Annotated in this window: 16 protein-coding genes, 1 other RNA gene and 1 riboswitch; of the genes, 10 read left to right on the forward strand and 7 right to left on the reverse strand. The window is 58.6% G+C overall.

Translation table 11 applies throughout. The features are described from left to right. Window positions 1–158: 158 nt before the first annotated feature. Window positions 159–662, forward strand: a complete 504-nt coding sequence (locus ACR3EM_RS16770) for a protein-tyrosine phosphatase family protein (RefSeq protein WP_480471781.1) — start codon at window positions 159–161, stop codon at window positions 660–662. A 3-nt stretch (window positions 663–665) separates the two neighbouring features. Here the strand turns inward: ACR3EM_RS16770 and ACR3EM_RS16775 are convergent, their stop codons facing one another. Further along, window positions 666–1,073 (reverse strand): hypothetical protein, encoded by a 408-nt coding sequence (locus tag ACR3EM_RS16775; RefSeq protein WP_480471782.1) that lies wholly within the window; start codon window positions 1,071–1,073, stop codon window positions 666–668. Between the two features lie 89 nt (window positions 1,074–1,162). Further along, window positions 1,163–1,386: riboswitch (cobalamin riboswitch) on the reverse strand. 122 nt (window positions 1,387–1,508) lie between these two features. Here ACR3EM_RS16775 and ACR3EM_RS16780 point away from each other — a divergent pair. Then, window positions 1,509–2,366 (forward strand): alpha/beta hydrolase family protein, encoded by an 858-nt coding sequence (locus ACR3EM_RS16780; RefSeq protein ID WP_480471783.1) that lies wholly within the window; start codon window positions 1,509–1,511, stop codon window positions 2,364–2,366. A gap of 17 nt (window positions 2,367–2,383) precedes the next feature. On the opposite strand, the gene rsgA is transcribed toward ACR3EM_RS16780, so the two are convergent. The 3 genes from rsgA to ACR3EM_RS16795 form a co-directional block, all read right to left on the reverse strand. Further along, window positions 2,384–3,412 (reverse strand): ribosome small subunit-dependent GTPase A, encoded by a 1,029-nt coding sequence (gene rsgA, locus ACR3EM_RS16785; protein ID WP_480471784.1) that lies wholly within the window; start codon window positions 3,410–3,412, stop codon window positions 2,384–2,386. Between the two features lie 160 nt (window positions 3,413–3,572). Beyond that, an RNA gene (ffs, locus tag ACR3EM_RS16790) (signal recognition particle sRNA small type) lies at window positions 3,573–3,671 on the reverse strand. A gap of 39 nt (window positions 3,672–3,710) precedes the next feature. Further along, window positions 3,711–5,564, reverse strand: a complete 1,854-nt coding sequence (locus ACR3EM_RS16795) for a bifunctional 2',3'-cyclic-nucleotide 2'-phosphodiesterase/3'-nucleotidase (protein WP_480471785.1) — start codon at window positions 5,562–5,564, stop codon at window positions 3,711–3,713. A 207-nt stretch (window positions 5,565–5,771) separates the two neighbouring features. Between ACR3EM_RS16795 and nudC the strand changes: the two genes are divergently transcribed. From nudC to ACR3EM_RS16810, 3 genes are read left to right on the forward strand one after another with little or no spacing between them, the layout of a single operon-like run. Continuing rightward, window positions 5,772–6,755 (forward strand): NAD(+) diphosphatase, encoded by a 984-nt coding sequence (nudC, locus tag ACR3EM_RS16800; RefSeq protein WP_480471786.1) that lies wholly within the window; start codon window positions 5,772–5,774, stop codon window positions 6,753–6,755. Window positions 6,756–6,794: 39 nt separating this feature from the next. Next, complete coding sequence (locus tag ACR3EM_RS16805; RefSeq protein ID WP_480471787.1) at window positions 6,795–7,262, forward strand: SRPBCC family protein; 468 nt, start codon at window positions 6,795–6,797, stop codon at window positions 7,260–7,262. Window positions 7,263–7,310: 48 nt separating this feature from the next. Continuing rightward, window positions 7,311–7,865 (forward strand): chloramphenicol phosphotransferase CPT family protein, encoded by a 555-nt coding sequence (locus tag ACR3EM_RS16810; protein WP_480471788.1) that lies wholly within the window; start codon window positions 7,311–7,313, stop codon window positions 7,863–7,865. A gap of 7 nt (window positions 7,866–7,872) precedes the next feature. Here the strand turns inward: ACR3EM_RS16810 and ACR3EM_RS16815 are convergent, their stop codons facing one another. Next, on the reverse strand, window positions 7,873–8,706 hold the full coding sequence (locus tag ACR3EM_RS16815; RefSeq protein WP_480471789.1) for a prephenate dehydratase: 834 nt from the start codon (window positions 8,704–8,706) through the stop codon (window positions 7,873–7,875). Window positions 8,707–8,827: 121 nt separating this feature from the next. On the opposite strand from ACR3EM_RS16815, the gene ACR3EM_RS16820 reads away from it, so the two are divergent. The 5 genes from ACR3EM_RS16820 (at window position 8,828) to ACR3EM_RS16840 (ending at window position 15,201) form a co-directional block, all read left to right on the forward strand. After that, on the forward strand, window positions 8,828–9,337 hold the full coding sequence (locus tag ACR3EM_RS16820; RefSeq protein WP_480471790.1) for a c-type cytochrome: 510 nt from the start codon (window positions 8,828–8,830) through the stop codon (window positions 9,335–9,337). Window positions 9,338–9,513: 176 nt separating this feature from the next. Continuing rightward, entirely contained in the window at window positions 9,514–11,424 is a 1,911-nt protein-coding gene (locus ACR3EM_RS16825; RefSeq protein WP_480471791.1) for an extracellular solute-binding protein, read from the forward strand. Window position 11,425: 1 nt separating this feature from the next. Continuing rightward, entirely contained in the window at window positions 11,426–12,520 is a 1,095-nt protein-coding gene (locus ACR3EM_RS16830) for a microcin C ABC transporter permease YejB (RefSeq protein ID WP_480471792.1), read from the forward strand. Further along, window positions 12,521–13,627, forward strand: a complete 1,107-nt coding sequence (locus tag ACR3EM_RS16835) for an ABC transporter permease (RefSeq protein WP_480471793.1) — start codon at window positions 12,521–12,523, stop codon at window positions 13,625–13,627. Next, window positions 13,624–15,201, forward strand: coding sequence for an ABC transporter ATP-binding protein (locus ACR3EM_RS16840; protein ID WP_480471794.1), 1,578 nt, complete (start codon window positions 13,624–13,626; stop codon window positions 15,199–15,201). The genes ACR3EM_RS16835 and ACR3EM_RS16840 overlap by 4 nt, the downstream gene beginning before the upstream one ends. Before the next feature lie 22 nt (window positions 15,202–15,223). Here the strand turns inward: ACR3EM_RS16840 and ACR3EM_RS16845 are convergent, their stop codons facing one another. Together ACR3EM_RS16845 and hemN are read right to left on the reverse strand one after the other, a co-directional pair. Further along, window positions 15,224–17,149 carry an elongation factor G gene (locus tag ACR3EM_RS16845; protein WP_480471795.1) on the reverse strand — a complete coding sequence of 642 codons (1,926 nt, stop codon included), beginning with the start codon at window positions 17,147–17,149 and terminating at the stop codon, window positions 15,224–15,226. Window positions 17,150–17,364: 215 nt separating this feature from the next. Next, window positions 17,365–18,720: an oxygen-independent coproporphyrinogen III oxidase gene (gene hemN, locus ACR3EM_RS16850; RefSeq protein ID WP_480471796.1), complete on the reverse strand. Its 1,356-nt coding sequence runs from the start codon at window positions 18,718–18,720 to the stop codon at window positions 17,365–17,367. Window positions 18,721–18,726 lie beyond the last annotated feature (6 nt).

The following is an 18,726-nucleotide window of genomic DNA, read 5'->3' on the forward strand; positions in this document are numbered from 1 at the left end:
CGGATTCGAGTTCTGCCGCAGCGTAGAGGCCGCCGCCGTCCGCGTCCACCGCCCGACCGGATGATTTTCGTTTTGGAATGCGGGACGGGGCGGTTAAGATCAGACACTTGAAGACCAGTAGAAAGATCTTCTGATTAACGTTTCGGGGGGAACGTAGAATGTCTCAGATGGTTATCCATGCACTTCAGGTTGGCGGAGGAACGCTCGCGCTGACATCGATGCCGGGTCGGGGTGGCGATTATCAAGACGATCTGGATGCCGTCGCCGATTGGAAGCCCGGCCTGATCCTTTCAATGGCGACCGAGGTCGAGATGATACTCGATGGCGCCAGAGATTTCGGTATCGACGTTCGGACCCGCGCCTGCCGATGGGTTCATCTGCCGGTCGAGGACTATGGCACGCCATCACCCGAGGTGGACGAGCGTTGGGTAGAAGCCAGTGCCGCAGTGCGTCATGCGCTGTCCGGTGGCGGGCGCATTTTGGTTCACTGCAAGGGCGGATGTGGTCGATCTGGCATGGCTGTACTGCGTTTGATGATAGAATGCGGCGAGCATCCGGATGCAGCGTTGCAAAGGCTGCGCGCGTTGCGCCCCTGCGCTGTTGAAACCGACGAGCAGATGGAATGGGCGATCGCGCCCGCCGGTATTCTGGCCGCGGGCTGACTGTTAGGCAGACGGTCGGTATTCGGGTTGCACCGACTTAGTCTGGGCAAGCGTCAACACTTCGAGCATCGCGCATGGCGGGTTCGACAATATATTTGTCGACAGTGCGGCGGTCTCGGTGCCGAACAAAAGGTCTGCGTAGCTGTCCAGATGCTCAATCGCTTCGTCTGATCCAGCACCGCAGAACACTCTGATTTCGTCGGCGCGCGCGCGAAAACGGGCGGTGCAACCATCCGTACAATGCGCCAGTTCGCTACTGCCCTGAATCTCGAATTCTGTAGTCGCCGCAGGGGCTGATTCCGCCATCGAGGTGGCCAGCGCCCGTGCGATTCGCGCCAAAGCCGGACAGGTTTTCCCCGTCCTTTGGCAAATTGTTGCCGAGAACTGGTGGGTTCCGGTTTTCCATATCATGATGCGCCCTCCGCGCGTGGGGCTGAGGGTGTGAAACAGGTGGGACAGCACAGTGCAGTCTGGACCTGCCCGGACACCCCGCCCGAGTTTCAGTTTCGGTTCCGATGGCAGGTCTCCTGACTTGCGGGTCATCGCTTTGCCGACCTTCCCAGCCTTCAAGGCCAGTGGCGCTACGGCATTGCTCTCCGCTTACAGTTGCGGGGGCAGTCGCGGATTTGGTCCGTTCCGGATATTACCGGGCAGGTCCGCACCGTGTTCCCTTTTCATCCCGGCCTCGAACGAGGGCGCGGGAACCATCACCTCATCGCTAGCGGTTGCGCACTTCCCGAGTCAAGCGGATTGAATGCCACAAGCTTACCTTTGGTCCAGCCACGTCAACCTTGACTCGAACGCGATCGAGTGAACTGATCGGTTCAGATAACGCATGAGGATCAGATGTTGGACGCGCGGCAAACCGTGATGACCGAGGAGTTCCGGTTTCCCGCCGGGTCCGCGATGCTGTCCGCCCGCTTGTATCTGCCTGCGACCGATCCGGAAACGGTTGTGGTCATTAACAGTGCCACAGGCGTGCCACGAGACTATTATCAGCATTTTGCGCGTTGGCTGGCAGCTGAGCGCGGGATGGCCTGCCTGACCTACGATTATCGGGATTTTGGTCACTCGCTGACCGGGCCGCAGAAGGCCTCGACCGTGACAATGGCAGACTGGGCGCTGGTCGATATCCCTGCTGCACGGGCCGAGATGCGGCGGCGGTTTCCGGGTGCCAAGCTATGGAGTATTGGCCACTCGCTTGGTGCGATGCTTGGGCCGGTGCAATCGGATATCGAACAGATAGATCGGATGATCTGCGTCTGTTCAGGTCTAGTGACGCTCAAAGATCACCCGTGGCCTTACCGCGCGCTGGCTGCGTTGTTCTGGTATGGCCATGTGCCGTTGTTGGTCCGTGCTCTGGGATATTTGCCGGGCAAGGCGGTCGGTTTTGGTGAAGATCTGCCCGCGCCGGTCTATTGGCAGTGGCGCAAGTGGTGCACGGCTCCCGACAGCTATCTGCCCGAGATCGGAGAGACGCTGCCTCAGGCTCGCTGGTCCACTGCAGGCGGGCGTGTTGATCTGTTCGCCTTTGAAGATGATGAGATGGTACCACCCGCCGCCGTGTGGCGGCTGGCTGATCTTTACGGCTCAAATGCCCGTCGTCACCTGTTGTCGCCGCAGGAATTTGGTTTGCCAAAAGTTGGACATATCGGAGCGTTCGCCCGACGCAACGCAGCGGTCTGGCCCCGCCTGATCGACTGACCAGACGGGGCGTTGCCTCACAGCTTCTTGCGTGACTTTTTCTGCTGCGTGACGCTGCGCACCATCTTGCCGAACGCTTTGTCCCGCGCCCGGGATTGAGCGATGGTTTCCGAGTTGCGCTGATCCTCGCGCCGCAACTTACGCCAACGCTCCAGCCGGGACGGGTCAAGCGCGCCGCTTTGGACCGCGGCCTGAACCGCACAGCCGGGCTCGGTTTCGTGCTGGCAATCCGAGAAACGGCAATTCAGGCTTAGCTCCGTGAGGTCCGAGAAGACCTCATCGACTCCGTCCTGTGCATCCAGCAAACGCAGCGCGCGCATGCCGGGGGTGTCGATCAGCCAGCCGCCATTGCGCATCTGATGCAACGCGCGCGCGGTCGTGGTGTGCCGGCCCCGTGCGTCATCCTCGCGAATGCCCGCCGTGGCTTTTTCCTGCCCGGTCATGCCATTGGCCAGCGTGGTTTTACCCACTCCGGATGAGCCCAGCAGCGCACCGGTCTGACCCTTTGGGCACCACGAAAGAACCTGTTCGATCGCAGCCGGGTCCAGTGCATTGATCGCCAACACAGTCAGAAACGGATCGATGGCTTGCGCCTTTTTCACAAAGGTCTCGGGTGCATCGGAATTGTCGGCCTTGGTCAGCACGATCACCGGATAACACCCGGCCTGATGCGCAAGCGCCAGATAGCGTTCCAGCCGGGGCAGACTGAAATCGGCATTGCATGAGCTGACGATGAACAACACATCGACATTCGCGGCGATTAATTGTGCCGAAGCACCTGTGCCCGCAGCGCGACGCTGCAGCAGGCTGCGCCGGTCCAGCAGGTGGTGCACGCGTCTATCATTGTCTGCCAACACCCAGTCCCCAACCGCATAGTCGCCGGTGGGGTGGTTGGGGGTCAGCAACGGGATCTCGCCGTTGGGGCCAAGCCCGATCAACCGATCCCGATGAACGGCTGTGATGCGAAATGGATTGCAGGTTGGGTCAGCCACGTGTTGCGCGGCAAAATGTGAGGACCATCCGAGGTCCGATAAAGAAAGAGACATTGGTCTGCCTGTTGTCAGAAACAGCGTGTCCGACGGATGGCGATCGCGCATCCGCTGGTCATGTGTTCAGGCAGTCAGAAGATCGTGTCGGATCAGAACCCGGCTGCCCGAAGGGTCATTGCTACAATCATAAAGCCCTCCTGTGGCTCAGGGGTTGATAAAGTGAGAGGCTGGACATCGACCCAAGCGGGACTCGTTGTGGCTGCTTCCTTCCGGACCTGACCAGGTTGGCGAGGCGCTCGCCCGCGCCAACCTCTCGACCCCTCATATAGGCCCGCTGCGCCACATTGGCAACCCGTCAGAGGGTCAGTTGGATAGGCAGGAACCCGTCTTCGTCCAAAGGCAGAACGCAGGGGTCATACTCGGCCAATTCATGCAGATAGGCCTGGGCGGACGGGCCGGTGGTCAGAATAGCTCTGGCTCCGTTTGTCGGCCTCAGAATGAACGGGCGCGGCGCTTGCTCCAGCGGGTCATATGACAGTTTGCCCGCCAGATAATCACGCAGCACATCATGAATGAGCCGCGCAGGCAGCGTGATCGGATGGGCATGTGGAATCGAAGGGAAATGCCCGCCGCCATTGGCGCGGTAATTGTTCGTTGCGACAATGAACTTCTGATCTGGAGTGATCGGATTGCCGCCCACCTTCAGCGAACGGATTCGGGAATGGGCCGGATTCGTCAGACGGCCAGCAGCGTCGAATCGTGCCGGTTGCGATAGGTCGACCTCATAAGTTGCACCGTGCAGAACGTCGAAATTGAACCCTGCACGCTTCGGGTTGATCAGGTGCGAAGGCTGATCGGCCGAGAGCTGATTGAGCACTCCGGCAGACATCTCCAGCCAGTCGCGCAGTTGCTCTGCTGTCACCTGCACCGCACGCAGCTCATTGGGAAAGACATGCAGATCGGCCACATGGCGGACCGAGATCTCGCCTGCGGGAACGTCGGTAAAATACTCCGGGCCTCCACGGCCTCCGGATTTGGCGGGTGCCGCGGCCGAGAGAATCGGAAGGCTCTCCCACTCGGTACTAGCCAGATGGAACCGTACGGCAGCAGCCTGAGCTGCCGCCAGCAACGCAAGCCCCCGGTCTAAGGCGCAATAGGTGAAATAGCTGTGCAACGCCTTAGGCACCGACCCCACGGGTTCAGAGACGCGTTTGCGCGTTTCCGCATGACCTATGGCAAAAAGTTGTTTCAATTCGGTGTCTTCCGGGATCGGGCCGGTTGCCGTTTTGATCGGTGTTGCACAGACCCGGCTTTCAACAATGCGCCAGCGGTGCTCAGCATTCTGTTTCAGCACAAGATCAATCACACCCAGATGCGAGCCCCCCCATCCCGGCATCACAACCGGTTTTCCATGTACCAGCCCTTGTTCGTGATCCACATGAGGCAAACCTTCATGCGCCTTGCCGGGCAGCGTCAGATGAGTGTGCCCGGCAATGATCGCATCAATCCCCTCTATTGCGGCCAGCGGGATTACTGCGTTCTCCATTCCGGCTTCAGCTTCAGCCTGATCCAACCCCGAATGGGCCAACGCCAGTACAAGATCACAGCCCTGACCGCGGAGGTAAGATGCCGTCTGCGCCGCTGCAGTCAGAATGTCGGTGACCTCTGCCTGCTCCTGCAACACATGCGCCTCCCACCGAATGGTCTGCGGCGGCAGAACGGACAAAACACCAATACGGAGCGGAACGTCTTCGTCATTTACGGAAACCATCCGCTGCAGGATCGCGTGAGGGACCCAGCCCTGAGGCGTGTGTGTTGTGCGCATATTGCTGCAAATCATCGGACAGGTGATCTGAGCAGCAATACGATTTACCAGATCCAGCCCGATTCCGAAATCGTGATTGCCCAACCCGATCGCGTCATATCCCAGAGCGTCGAATGCCTGTGAGAGCGGATGTATCTGGGTTGCGACGTCCGAGGCCCATTCTCCAAGCGGAGTGCCCTGCAGCGAGTCACCATTGTCGAACAGTAATACCAGCGCGCCGTCGCACCGGGCCTGATCTCGGGCCGTTCGGATCAGGCTGGCGGTGCGGGTCAGACCCCGGCTCGTCTCGGGAATGTCGGAATAATAGTCAAATGACGTCAAATGCATATGCAGGTCGGACGTGGCCAATATCCGAACCTTTGCGCAGGAATTACGCGTCTGCATTTGACGCGCCGAATTATCGTGTTTCAAAATTTCAACTTCTGACTGTCATCGTAACAGATTTTTCACCATGAGGTGGACTTAGTGCAAATTCCGGGGCAATGCTGCGGTCTTTCGGCGGCAGATCAAAAATATTTTGTTTGCTCAAATTCCGTTGCACCGACAGCACAGACATGGCAGCCCTTGGCGCGGCAGGCGAGGACAATAGGCATGAAACGCGCAGAACAGGTTACTTTTGGCGGCTCGGGCTTGAACCGGGCGGGATTGTTGCGGAGCGACCCAGAGAAGCTGGCGCAGGCCTATGATGATCCCAAGGCGTGTTGTTTGCTGCTGTGGCGTGGCAAGGTGCTGGTGCAGGGTGAAGCCCTGGACAAGCTGGCGCTGATCGCGATGGACCACGAGATTTTGCAAAATGGTCCGGATGGAGTGATCGAAAAGCCTATTCTGTTGGGCCTTTCAGACGATGCCATACCTTTGTTCGCTATGGATATTTCCGGCTGGACGGCCAAAGGATTGGATTTGGCCGGTGTCGGAGAATTCGTGGATCGCAGTGAACAGCAGCACCCCGATCTGCCTGAGGGTCATGTCTTTGCCGAACTGCGTCGCATCATGACGCGCCTCAGCCCACGCGATGCAGAGCTGGCGGCGACGGCCAAGGCGGTGATCGGATGGCATGAGACGCATCGGTTCTGCGCTCGATGCGGTGCCGCCAGCGAGATCTCTCAGGGCGGATGGCAACGCAGTTGCCCTGCTTGCGGTAGCCAGCATTTCCCGCGCACCGACCCCGTGGTGATCATGCTGATTACGCATGGCAATTCGGTTCTGATGGGGCGTTCTCCGGGTTGGCCGGAAGGGATGTATTCTCTGCTGGCCGGATTTGTTGAGCCCGGTGAAACGCTTGAGGCGGCAGTGCGGCGCGAGGTGATGGAAGAGGCCGGAGTTCCCGTCGGTGCAGTGCGTTATCTGGCCAGTCAACCCTGGCCGTTTCCCGCGTCCCTGATGTTTGGCTGCGCGGGTGAAGCTTTGTCGCCAGATATCCAGATTGACCCGGTTGAGATCGAAGACGCGATCTGGGTCAGCCGGACTGAAATGATGCAGGCTTTCGCGGGGGATCACCCGACCCTGTTACCGGCCCGCAAGGGCGCGATTGCGCATTTTTTGCTGCAACACTGGCTTGCAGACACGCTGGACTAACGAGAGACTGGCGGCGACGCGAGACAGAGAAGAACCGAGATGCAGTTTTCAGCACAGGAAGATATCGAAGTCCCGATCGACACGGTGTTTGCCATGGTGGCGGATTTTGAGCGTTTTGAGCGCATGGCCATACGCCGCGGGATCGACGTTCGGCGTACTTCCGGGTTTGCATCGCCGCATGCAGGTACGTCATGGGAGACGGTGCTGAATATCCGCGGTAAGCCACGCCAGATTTCAATCGTGCTGAGCGAATGTGAAACGCCGTCGTTGATGCGATTTCAGGCCAGTAGCAAGGGTATGAACGGAGATACTCTTATTGAACTGCTGGCTCTGTCGCAGCGCCGGACACGGCTGAGCGTGATGACGTCGCTGAAAGCAAAGACACTGCCTTCCCGGCTACTGCTGCAATCCCTGAAACTGGGCCAGTCCCGGTTTCGCCGCCAGTTCCAGACACGTCTCAGCGACTTCGCGCGCGAGATGGAAGAACGTCACCTGCACGGGGTTTGATTGAGCAAGAACCTGACCGGTCAACTACCAATGAACAGGTGCTAGCGAATGCGGATAGCCCAAAGATCACAGATCATTCTCCTGCATGGCGCGTCAAGCAGTGGCAAAACGACGATCGCACAGGCGCTACAGAACAGAGCCGATGTGCCATTCTGGCATATCTCTATCGACCATCTGAGAGACGCAGGCATTTTGCCCATGCATCGATTTCGAACCGGTGAATTTGACTGGGCAGACAGCAGGCGAGAGATATTCGACGGCTTCCACTGGTCGCTGGTGGCTTATGCGGATGCGGGCAACAATCTGATTGTCGAGCATATTTTTGACAGTCCGGGCTGGATCGAAACACTCAAACCCGATTTTGGTCGTCATGACGTCTTGTTCGTGGCGGTACACTGTCCGGTCGATGTTTTGGAACAACGAGAGAGGGCTCGTGGCGACCGTAGGATAGGCAGCGCAGTTCAGGATCAGCAAACCATACATCTCGGGCGCGTGTATGACCTTGAAATCGACTCAACGGATGATACCGGTGCGAACGCCGTTAGAATTCTGAACGCTTTGAAGTCAGGGGTGCGCCGGTCCGAGTTCCGAGCGTCGACCTAATCTCGAGTTACCCACGCGGTTGCGCCGCCGGGTATACGCCCAGCAGTTCGACATTGGTCGTGAAATGTTCCAATTCGTCCATCGCGAGTTTGACGTTATGGTCATCCGGATGACCTACGATATCGGCATAAAACTGCGTTGCTGTGAAAGAACCATCGACCATGTAGCTTTCGAGCTTGGTCATGTTGACGCCATTCGTCGCGAACCCACCCATCGCTTTGTAGAGTGCTGCCGGGATGTTGCGGACTTGGAACACAAAGCTCGTGATCATCCCGTGATCACCCCGGCGCGCAAGATCGACCTCGCGTGACATCACCAGGAACCGGGTTGTGTTGTCGCCATGATCCTCGATGTGGCGTGCCAGCACATTCAGGCCATAGATCTCGCCTGCCAGTTCGCTGGCCAGCGCGGCTGAGTGAAGCTCACCTGCCTCTGCCACCTCGCGGGCAGCGCGGGCGTTGTCAGGGCTGACACGGCCTCGGATGTTGTGCTGTTTGAGGAACCCGGCGCATTGAGGCAGCAGAACCAGATGGGAATGGGCCTCGGTTATGTCGTCGAGCTTTGCGCCCGGAACCCCCAGCAGGTTGATATGCACCCGCACAAAGGCCTCGTCGATGATATGCAACCCGCTATGGGGTAGCAGCCGGTGGATGTCCGCGACCCGGCCATAAGTGGTGTTTTCGACCGGCAGCATCGCCAGATCGGCCTCGCCCGAGCGCACTGATTCGATCACATCTTCGAAAGTTCGGCAGGGCAGGGCGTCCATATCAGGGCGCGCGTTACGGCACGCCTCGTGGCTATAGGCGCCGGGTTCTCCCTGAAATGCAATGCGTTTGGTCATTTGGTCGTTTCCGTGCAACAAGTTCGCGAATTGGGCGTTTAGTCGCGGTGTCTATACCTTGCCTCTTCTCAGGGGAAGCCTTAGACACCCCCAAGACAGCTGAAATGGACACGCGATCAAAATGTTCGACACGATGACAGTTACCAAGGCCGCAGCAGGCCTGTTTGGCACCTTCTTGGTGCTTCTTCTGGCAAAATGGGGGGCGGACGTCCTCTATAGCTCTGATAGCCATTCTGCCGAAGCAGCTTACATTATCGAAACAGAAAGCGCGGGTGAGAGCGCTGACGGTGAAGAGGTCGTATTCGAAGACATGCTCGCCGCAGCCGATCCTGAGAAGGGCGCACGTGTGTTCCGCAAATGCACCGCCTGCCACAAGCTTGAGGACGGTGCCAACGGCACAGGTCCATACCTCTATGGTATCGTAGACCGCCCGGTCGCAACGGCCGAAGGCTTCACCGGCTATTCAGCTTCGATGCAGGCCCATGGCGGCAACTGGACGCCGGAAGCTCTGGACGCGTTCCTCGAGCGTCCCAGCGCCTATATCTCGGGCACTTCGATGAGCTTTGCTGGTCTGAAAAAACCGCAAGAGCGCGCCGATCTGATTGCGTATCTGCAAACCATCGGAAATTGATCGACCGGTCAGAATTGAAGATTTCAAAGCCGCTGCCTGGTGCAGCGGCTTTAATTTTTTGTCTGACAAGAACTTCACAAAGCGTTCACGCATTCTAAACTTGCAACAGTAAGTGTTGGTCTTTTAGCTGGCCTGCACGACATTGAAGATCACAAATGACCCAGAGGACGAGCATCATGAAATCCCTTCTGACCGTACCGCGACCGCCAAAGTTTCAATCTTGGGCTGCGGTGCTTGGGATTTCGGCTACGGTCTTATTGTCTGGCGGAAATATTGCCGCTGCCAACGAAGAAGCAATAACGCGCAGTCATGGCTATTCTTACTTTGGCAATCTGGATTATCCGGTCGATTATCCGCACCTGAACTATGTAAATCCGGATGCGCCCAAAGGTGGTGAGCTATCGCTTGCCGGTTCGGGGACGTTCGATTCGCTGAACCCCTTCTCACGCAAGGGGCGCGCAGGCGCCCTGACGACGATCCAATATGACTCACTGATCGACAGCACTTCTGACAGTGTCGGGCAATACTATGGTCTTCTGGCCAACAGCATCGAGTATGATGAAGGCCGCAACTATGTGATCTTCCACATGCGGCCCGAGGCGACCTTCTGGGATGGAACTCCGGTCACGGCTGAGGATGTCGTCTATAGCCACCGTTTGTTCATCGAGCAGGGCCTGCCATCTTATGCCCAAGCCGTGGGGCGCATGGTTGAGAATGCCGAGGCGCTAGATGATCACACGGTGAAATTCACTTTCAACCCCGAAGTGACACGGCGCGGTCTGATCGAAACGGTGGGCTCAACGCCGGTCTTCTCAAAAGCTTGGTTCGAAGCGGATGAGAGCCGCCGTCTTGATGAACCCCGGCTGGAAGTGGCCGTGGGATCGGGCCCCTACAAGCTGGACAACTACGATATCAATCGCCGGATCGTGTACAAACGGCGTGATGACTACTGGGGTAAGGACCTGCCGATCAACGTGGGTCGGAACAACTACGATACCATCCGGATTGAATATTTTGCGGACCAGACCGCTGCGTTCGAAGGCTTCAAAGCGGGCGAATACACCATGCGCATCGAGAGCGATCCGAAGCTTTGGGCCTCCAGCTATGATTTTCCGAAGTTGAGCGAAGGCTCTGTCGTGCAGGATGAAATCGCTGACGGCAGCCCTCCGACGCCGTCGGGCTTTGTGTTCAATCTGGGCAAGCCGCAATTCGCTGACAAGAATGTGCGCAAGGCTATCGCGCTGGCATTCAACTTCGAGTGGGCCAATGAATCGCTGATGTTTGGCCTGAACTCCCCGCGCAGTTCCTTTGTGCAGGACACCCATCTTGAAGCAAAAGATGTGCCTGCAGGCGCAGAGCGTGCGTTCCTCGAAACTCTGGGCGATGTGGTGCCCGCCGCCGTTATGAACGAGCCTGCGCTGGTGGTACACGAATCCAATGCAGCCCGCCTGAATGATCGCCGTAACCTGCGCCAGGCGTCAAAGCTGCTGGATGAGGCCGGTTGGCCCGTGGGTGATGGCAATCTGCGCCGCAACGCAGAGGGGCAGACGCTGAAGGTCAATATTCCCTACGCCTCTAGCATTCCCACATCGACCGCAACGATGATCGAGACCTTTGTCCAGAACCTGCAATCCATTGGCATAGATGCGACGGCGGAAAAGGTAGACCCATCGCAGTTCACCCTGCGTCGGCGCGAGCGCGACTATGACATGGTGTATTCGACCCGTTACGGATCTTTCCTGTCCACGGGCGGCGGGCTGAGCCAGATGTATGGCTCGGAAGAGGCGGCGTTCAGCCTGTTTAACCCGGCGGGTCTTGCCAGCCCGCTTGTGGATGCCGTGATCGAAGCGTCATTCGACACCACAAATCAGGCCGAACAGGACGCAGCGCTTATGGCGCTGGACCGTGTGCTGCGCTATGAGTTCTTCATCATACCTGATGGGTATGTGGCGGATTATTGGACAGCTTACTACGACATGTATGAATACCCGGAAAACCTGCCCCCGTTCACGCTGGGCTATCTCGACCTGTGGTGGGTCAACCCCGAGAAAGAGGCGGCACTGAAGGCGAAAGGCGCGCTGCGTTAACATGGGCGCCTATATTCTAAGACGTCTGTTGCTGGTCATACCGACCCTTCTGGGCATCATGATCGTCAACTTCACGCTGGTGCAATTCGTCCCCGGCGGACCGATCGAACAGATCATCGCTCAGATCGAAGGTCAGGGTGATGTCTTTGCCGGCTTTGCAGGCGGCGGCGACGCCGGGGCAGGGGCCGAGCCCGCAGGCGGTGCCTTTGACGACAAATACGTCGGTGCCCGCGGTCTGCCGCCTGAATTCATTGCTGAGCTTGAGAAAGAGTTCGGCTTCGACAAACCGCCACTCGAACGTTTTCTGGGCATGATGGGCAATTACCTGACGCTGGATTTTGGCGAGAGCTATTTCCGCTCGATCAGCGTGATTGATCTGGTGCTGGAAAAGATGCCTGTGTCGATCTCGCTGGGCCTGTGGTCCACGCTGATCGCCTATCTGGTCTCGATCCCGCTGGGTATTCGCAAGGCAATCAAGGATGGCTCGAGCTTCGACACCTGGACCAGCGGAGCCATCATTGTGGCCTATGCCATCCCCGGGTTCCTGTTTGCCATCCTTCTGCTGGTACTCTTCGCAGGGGGCTCGTATTGGCAGATCTTCCCGCTGCGGGGGCTGACTTCGGACAATTGGGACAGCCTCAGCCTGTTCGGCAAGATCACCGACTATTTCTGGCATATCGCGCTGCCGATCATTGCGCTGACCATCTCGGCCTTTGCGACGCTGACGCTGCTGACCAAAAACTCGTTTCTGGATGAGATCAAGAAGCAGTACGTCATGACTGCCCGCGCCAAGGGCCTGAGCGAGGGTAAGGTGCTTTACGGCCATGTTTTCCGCAACGCGATGCTGATCGTGATTGCGGGCTTCCCGGCGGTGTTCATCGGTGTGTTCTTCGGAGGTTCGATCATCATCGAGACGATCTTCTCGCTGGATGGTCTGGGCCGTCTGGGGTTCGAGGCCGCCGTGGCGCGCGATTATCCGGTGATCTTCGGCACGCTTTTCATCTTTGGCCTGATGGGGCTGGTCGTCGGCATCATCAGCGATCTGATGTATGTGCTGGTCGATCCCCGCATCGATTTCGAAAAGCGGGAGGGGTAAATGGCACTTTCCCCTCTCAACCAGCGCCGCTGGCGCAATTTCCGACGCAATGGTCGGGCGTTCTGGTCGCTGATCATCTTCTCGGTTCTGTTCGGCCTGTCGCTATTTGCCGAGTTTATCGCCAACGACAAACCGATCCTTGTGAAGTATCGCGGCGAATTCTACACGCCCGTGTTCAATTTCTACGCCGAAACGGAATTCGGGGGCGATTTCCAGACCGAGGCGATCTATCGCGACCCCGAGGTCATGTGCCTGATCGATAGTGGCGGGCTGGAGCAGTGTTTCGACGATCCCGAAGGCATTATCGACGAGATCAAGGCGGGTACGTTCGAAGCCGAAGGTTTTGAACGCGGCTGGGCTATCTGGCCCCTGATCCCCTATTCCTTCAACACCAGCGTGGATCGTCCGGGCGCGGCACCGCTGCCGCCAAACGGCCAGAACCTGCTGGGCACGGATGACACCAAGCGCGATGTACTGGCCCGCGTGATCTATGGCTTCCGCCTGTCGATCCTGTTCACCTTGCTGGTGACCGGAGTGGCCAGTCTGATCGGGATTTTCGCCGGGGCCATTCAGGGCTTTTTCGGGGGCTGGCTGGACCTGATCTTCCAGCGCATCATCGAGATATGGTCGGCGACCCCGTCGCTATACGTCATCATCATCATGTTTGCGATTCTCGGGCGAAGTTTCTGGCTATTGGTGATTCTGATGATCCTGTTCAGTTGGACCGGGTTGGTGGGCGTTGTGCGCGCCGAATTCCTGCGGGCGCGCAATCTGGAATATGTCCGCGCCGCCCGCGCGCTAGGCGTGGGCAACATGACCATCATGTTCCGCCACATGCTGCCCAACGCGATGGTGGCCACGCTGACCTTCATGCCGTTCATCGTGACCGGAACCATTGGTGGGCTGGCCTCGCTGGACTTCCTCGGCTTCGGTTTGCCGTCCTCGGCCCCGTCGCTTGGGGAACTGACCTTGCAGGCGAAACAGAACCTGCAGGCTCCGTGGCTGGCCTTCACCGCCTTCTTCACCTTTGCCATCATGCTGTCGCTGCTGGTCTTCATTTTTGAAGGCGTGCGCGATGCGTTTGATCCCAGAAAGACCTTCTCATGAGCCTTTTGGATGTGAACAACCTCAAGGTCTCGTTCCGGCAGGACGGGCAGGTTTCGGCGGCGGTCAAGGGCGTGTCCTTTACGGTCGACCGAGGAGAAACCGTGGCGCTGGTGGGCGAATCCGGTTCGGGCAAATCCGTGACCGCGCTCAGCACTGTGTCGTTGTTGGGCGATAGCGCAATAGTCGAAGGCTCAGTCACCTATGACGGGCAAGAGATGATCGGTGCGTCCGAAGACAGATTGATGGACGTGCGCGGCAATGACATTAGTTTTATATTTCAAGAACCGATGACCTCGCTCAACCCGCTGCATACGATCCAGAAGCAGATGGCGGAATCTCTGGCGCTGCATCAGGGCGTTACGGGCGATGCGGCGCGCACGCGGATTGTGGAACTTTTGAACAAAGTTGGCATCCGCGACCCCGAAGAGCGGTTGGACAGTTATCCGCATCAATTGTCCGGTGGACAGCGTCAGCGCGTGATGATCGCGATGGCCTTGGCCAACAAGCCGGACATTCTGATCGCGGATGAACCGACGACCGCGCTGGACGTGACGATTCAGGCGCAGATTCTCGAATTGCTGGCCGAACTGCAAAAGTCAGAGAACATGGGGATGTTGTTCATCACCCATGACCTTGGCATTGTGCGCCGCATCGCCAACCGGGTCTGTGTGATGAAGGATGGCGAGATTGTCGAAACCGGCGTGACAACGGAGATTTTCGACAACCCGCAACACCCCTATACTCGTAAGCTTCTGGCGGCCGAGCCGTCCGGGCACCCCGACCCGGTGGCCCCGGATGCCGAAGAGGTGGCCCGCACTGATCACCTGAAAGTCTGGTTCCCGATTCAGCGCGGGTTTCTCAAACGGACCGTGGGCTATGTGAAAGCTGTCAATGATGCGACGCTTAGCGTGCGCGCAGGAGAAACATTGGGGATCGTAGGCGAAAGTGGATCGGGCAAGACAACGCTGGCGCTGGCCATCATGCGTTTGATCGCGTCCGAGGGCGGGATCACTTTCCGCGACCAGAATGTGCGCCGCTGGTCAACGCGTGAACTCAGGCGGTTGCGCAAAGACATGCAGATCGTATTTCAGGATCCGTTCGGCAGCCTCAGCCCCCGTATGACCTGTATGCAGATCATCGCCGAAGGGTTGGCCATACATAAGGTCGATCCCCATCGTGCCCCGCGCGAATTGGTGGCCGAAGTGATGACCGAGGTTGGGCTGGACCCAGCCGCGATGGACCGTTACCCGCATGAGTTTTCGGGTGGGCAACGCCAGCGGATCGCCATTGCCCGCGCCATGGTATTGAGGCCCAAGCTGCTGGTGCTGGACGAACCAACCAGCGCGCTAGACATGACCGTGCAGGTGCAGATTGTTGATCTGTTGCGGGACCTGCAAAGGAAATACGGGCTGGCCTATCTGTTCATCAGCCATGACCTGAAGGTCGTGCGCGCGATGTCTCACAACGTCATCGTCATGCGCAACGGCGATGTGGTTGAAATGGGCGCTGCCGAGGATTTGTTCGAACACGCCCAAACCGATTACACCCGCGAACTGATTGCGGCGGCGGGCTGACGGGCAGCCCGCGCGTTTGGCCTCAGGCGATTTCCTTGTTCTTGGCTGACGCGGGAACGGGGCCGCGCAGCTCTTCATAGTGATCGAATTGCAGTTTCACCCAGCCGGTGCCACGGGTGGCGCTGGCGAGGGTGCGGTGCAGCTCATCCTCGGCAACAGCCGGAAGCTGCGCGTTGAAGATTTCCCAGCCCGACGCGTTCGGATTGCCCTCGAAGCCCAGCACCTGACCTTGCAGCGAACTGATCGTCGGGACCAGATCGCCGACGAAGGCCGATGGCAGATGAATCTCGGCGTTCAGGATCGGTTGCAGGACAACCGGTTTGGCCTCGGGCAGCGCTTCACGTACGGCGTTCTTACCTGCCGTGCGGAAGGCGTAGTCCGAGCTGTCTACGTTATGGTGTTTGCCGTCACTCAGCGTCACCTTGACGTCCACGACAGGGAACCCCTCGGGGCCTTCGACCAGAGCATCCTTGGCCCCATGCTCCACCGAGGGAATGTAATTCCGCGGTACCGCTCCGCCTTTAACCACTTCTTCGAACTGGAACCCAGATCCGCGTGGCAGCGGTGCGATGGATATAACGACATCGGCAAATTGCCCCGCACCACCGGATTGCTTGCGATGGCGATGGCGATGATCGACCTTCGTGCGGATGGTTTCGCGATAGGCAGTTCCGGCGGCCTCGGCCTCGATCTCGATACCGAAATCTTCAGCCAGCTTGGCGCTCACGCGCCGCATATGCTGCGGACCTTGCGAGCCCAGAATGGAATGACCGCTCAACTCGTCCTGTTCCAGATGCAGGCCGGGATCGATCTCGACCAACCGGGTCAGCGCGTTCGACAGGCGTACATCGTCACGCTCATGCGCGGGCGAAACGACCTGACGGTGCGCAGCAGGGTGTGAAGATGCCCATTCCGGCAGCGGCGTTGCCGCCGCACTATCATAGATGAAACCGGGGTTGAGATGGTCGGACTTCACCGCCAACCCGATCTGTCCGGCCTCAAGGGCGCTGATCTGGGTCTTGGCATCTAAGGTGGTCAGGTTCCCGACGGTTTCGCCACCCAGAGATTCGTGTGCTTTCACCCCGTCACCCAGACCGCGCAACACGGTGATCTTGCCGATATGCTTTTTCACATCTGCAAAGCCAGCGATGGCACGTGCGTTCTCTTCAGCCTCATCCCTATCTGCCGCGATGCTGAATTCCGGCGCCTCATGCCGCAGCGCTTTCATCAGCCGGGTCAGGCCATTGCCATGACTCGCGGCACCCAGGCATGCCGGGATCAGCTGGTGGTTCTGCAAGACCTGCGCGGCCAGTTCATAGACCTCTTCGCTGGGCGGCTGTTTGTCCTCGATCAGCTGCTCCAGAAGGTTGTCGTCAAAATCCGATAGGGTCTCCAGCAGTTCGGTGCGTGCTTCCTGTTCGCGGTCTTCTACCGATTGCGGCAGCTCGATCAGGGCCGAGGGCTGGCCTTCCTGATACTTCCACGCGCGTTCCGAGATCAGGTCGACGGCACCGATGATGGTGTCCCCGTCGCGGATCGGAACCTGTCGCAGAGCGATGTGATGAGTGCAATAGGTCTGTAGTGCCGCAACGATGTCGCGGATGCGGCCATTGGGGCTGTCCATGCGGTTGATGAACAGGAAACAGGGGATACCCGCTTCTTCCACCAGCCTGAGATACGGGGCACACAGGACGGCGGCATCCGGATCAGGCGGCACGACGACCACGGCCGCGTCCGAGATGGCCATTGCGGGGCCGACATAGGCCAGCGCATCGCCGCCTCCGTCCACGTCCACCGCGCACCAGGGTTCGTCCAAATAAGAAAAACCGTGCAGATGCACGGTTCCGGCGATATCGAATGTTGTGGGCCGCCCGTCGAGGCGGCTGATCGCTTCGACCAAGGTGGTTTTGCCCGATTGGCTGGGGCCGAGGACGGTGAAAACGCGCATGGGTGCTGTCCCTCTTTCAGTTGCAACTTGGCTGCACGAAAAGAGTTGCCCGACGCGTATGCGTCGGTACGGGTCTGTCTGATACTCGGCCTGCCTCAGGCGGCGGAGAGGAGTGGCTCTCCACCCCTTAAGTGTGGAGAAAACCAGAGGCGGGCGTCAAGCCCCTCATGCAGCTTCGAAAGGAACCGATCAGTCGGCTGACCGGTCCAAAAGGGTCAAATCGCCGAGCTATGACCCGCCTTGCTCAGGTCATAGGCGTCAAAATTCCGCGCGATCATGCGAGTCAACGCGCGTGCCTCCTCTGGGATGAACAGGCCCTTGTCGGTGATCTGCAACAGGTTTTCAAAGGCCGCGTTGGCCGATTGGTACATCTGATGCAGCTCACTGGCCGAGATATCGTGGTTGCGCAGGATCTCGGCGGTGTCGATCTGGAAATCGCACATCAAGGCTTCGATCAGACGAGAGCGCAGCACATCCTGCCCCTTGAAAAGATGTCCGCGCGCAGTCGAAAACTGACCATCACGAATGGCTTTGGTATGGGCCGACGTGGCTGAGGCATTCTGGGCGTAACCTTGCGGGAAGCGCGAGATTGAGCTTGCACCGACGCCAACCAGAACCTCGGCCTGATCATCGGTATAGCCTTGGAAGTTGCGCTTCAGCCGACCGGCGTTCAGCGCCTTTGTCAGGCCATCATCCTGCGTGGCGAAATGGTCGATGCCGATCTCTGCATAATTGTCCCACAGGAACAGGCGACGGGCGGTTTCGAACAATTCCAGCCGTTGTTCGGGTGTTGGCAGCGCGTCAGAAGGGATCATCTGTTGCCGCTTGGCCATCCACGGAACATGCGCATACCCGTAGAGCGCAACACGGTCAGGTGACAACGACAACAGCTTCTGCACGCTTTCTGTCATCCGTGCTTTGGTCTGGTGCGGCAGGCCATAGAGGATATCGGCGTTCAGGCTGGTGATGCCGCGCGCGCGGATCATGTCGACGGCATTGCGGGTCACGTCATAGCCCTGAATGCGCCCGATGGTTTTCTGGATTTCGTCGTCGAAATCCTGCACCCCAATCGAAGCGCGGTTCATGCCCGCCTCGGCCAGTGCGTCCAGACGCGCCTCATCAATCTCGTTTGGATCGATCTCGACCGAGAACTCGGCGTCCGGGCCCAAAGGAACCACGTCGAGAATACGTGCCGCTAGGTCACGCATCAGGTCGGGGTTCAGCAGGGTCGGCGTACCGCCCCCCCAATGCAGGCGCGACAGTGTCACGCCTTCGGGAAGGCGTGCGGCCAGCAGATCAAGCTCGGCCTTCAACACATCCACATAGGCAATGACCGGATTATCGGTTTGGGTGCCTTGCGTGCGGCAGGCGCAAAACCAGCACAGCCTGCGGCAGAAGGGGACGTGGATATATAGCGAAATGGAGCTACCCGGAGCGATCCCGGAAATCCATTCACCGTATAGGTCGGACCCCACGTCATTATTGAAATGGGGGGCGGTTGGATAGCTTGTATAACGCGGTACCTTCGCGTCAAAAAGTCCAAGCCGTGCCAATTGAGCTTTGATTGTCATGACGCT

The sequence above is a fragment of the Ruegeria sp. AH3 genome (assembly GCF_056536265.1).

What these genes read in the sequence shown, in the direction of transcription:
- ACR3EM_RS16770 (WP_480471781.1), top strand. Translation starts at nt 159, where the DNA reads ATGTCTCAGATGGTTATCCATGCACTTCAGGTTGGCGGAGGAACGCTC.
- ACR3EM_RS16835 (WP_480471793.1), top strand. Translation starts at nt 12,521, where the DNA reads ATGGCACTTTCCCCTCTCAACCAGCGCCGCTGGCGCAATTTCCGACGC.
- hemN (WP_480471796.1), bottom strand. Translation starts at nt 18,720, where the DNA reads ATGACAATCAAAGCTCAATTGGCACGGCTTGGACTTTTTGACGCGAAG.
- rsgA (WP_480471784.1), bottom strand. Translation starts at nt 3,412, where the DNA reads ATGTCTCTTTCTTTATCGGACCTCGGATGGTCCTCACATTTTGCCGCG.
- ACR3EM_RS16775 (WP_480471782.1), bottom strand. Translation starts at nt 1,073, where the DNA reads ATGATATGGAAAACCGGAACCCACCAGTTCTCGGCAACAATTTGCCAA.
- nudC (WP_480471786.1), top strand. Translation starts at nt 5,772, where the DNA reads ATGAAACGCGCAGAACAGGTTACTTTTGGCGGCTCGGGCTTGAACCGG.
- ACR3EM_RS16820 (WP_480471790.1), top strand. Translation starts at nt 8,828, where the DNA reads ATGTTCGACACGATGACAGTTACCAAGGCCGCAGCAGGCCTGTTTGGC.
- ACR3EM_RS16840 (WP_480471794.1), top strand. Translation starts at nt 13,624, where the DNA reads ATGAGCCTTTTGGATGTGAACAACCTCAAGGTCTCGTTCCGGCAGGAC.
- ACR3EM_RS16815 (WP_480471789.1), bottom strand. Translation starts at nt 8,706, where the DNA reads ATGACCAAACGCATTGCATTTCAGGGAGAACCCGGCGCCTATAGCCAC.
- ACR3EM_RS16825 (WP_480471791.1), top strand. Translation starts at nt 9,514, where the DNA reads ATGAAATCCCTTCTGACCGTACCGCGACCGCCAAAGTTTCAATCTTGG.
- ACR3EM_RS16805 (WP_480471787.1), top strand. Translation starts at nt 6,795, where the DNA reads ATGCAGTTTTCAGCACAGGAAGATATCGAAGTCCCGATCGACACGGTG.
- ACR3EM_RS16780 (WP_480471783.1), top strand. Translation starts at nt 1,509, where the DNA reads ATGTTGGACGCGCGGCAAACCGTGATGACCGAGGAGTTCCGGTTTCCC.
- ACR3EM_RS16845 (WP_480471795.1), bottom strand. Translation starts at nt 17,149, where the DNA reads ATGCGCGTTTTCACCGTCCTCGGCCCCAGCCAATCGGGCAAAACCACC.
- ACR3EM_RS16795 (WP_480471785.1), bottom strand. Translation starts at nt 5,564, where the DNA reads ATGCAGACGCGTAATTCCTGCGCAAAGGTTCGGATATTGGCCACGTCC.
- ACR3EM_RS16810 (WP_480471788.1), top strand. Translation starts at nt 7,311, where the DNA reads ATGCGGATAGCCCAAAGATCACAGATCATTCTCCTGCATGGCGCGTCA.
- ACR3EM_RS16830 (WP_480471792.1), top strand. Translation starts at nt 11,426, where the DNA reads ATGGGCGCCTATATTCTAAGACGTCTGTTGCTGGTCATACCGACCCTT.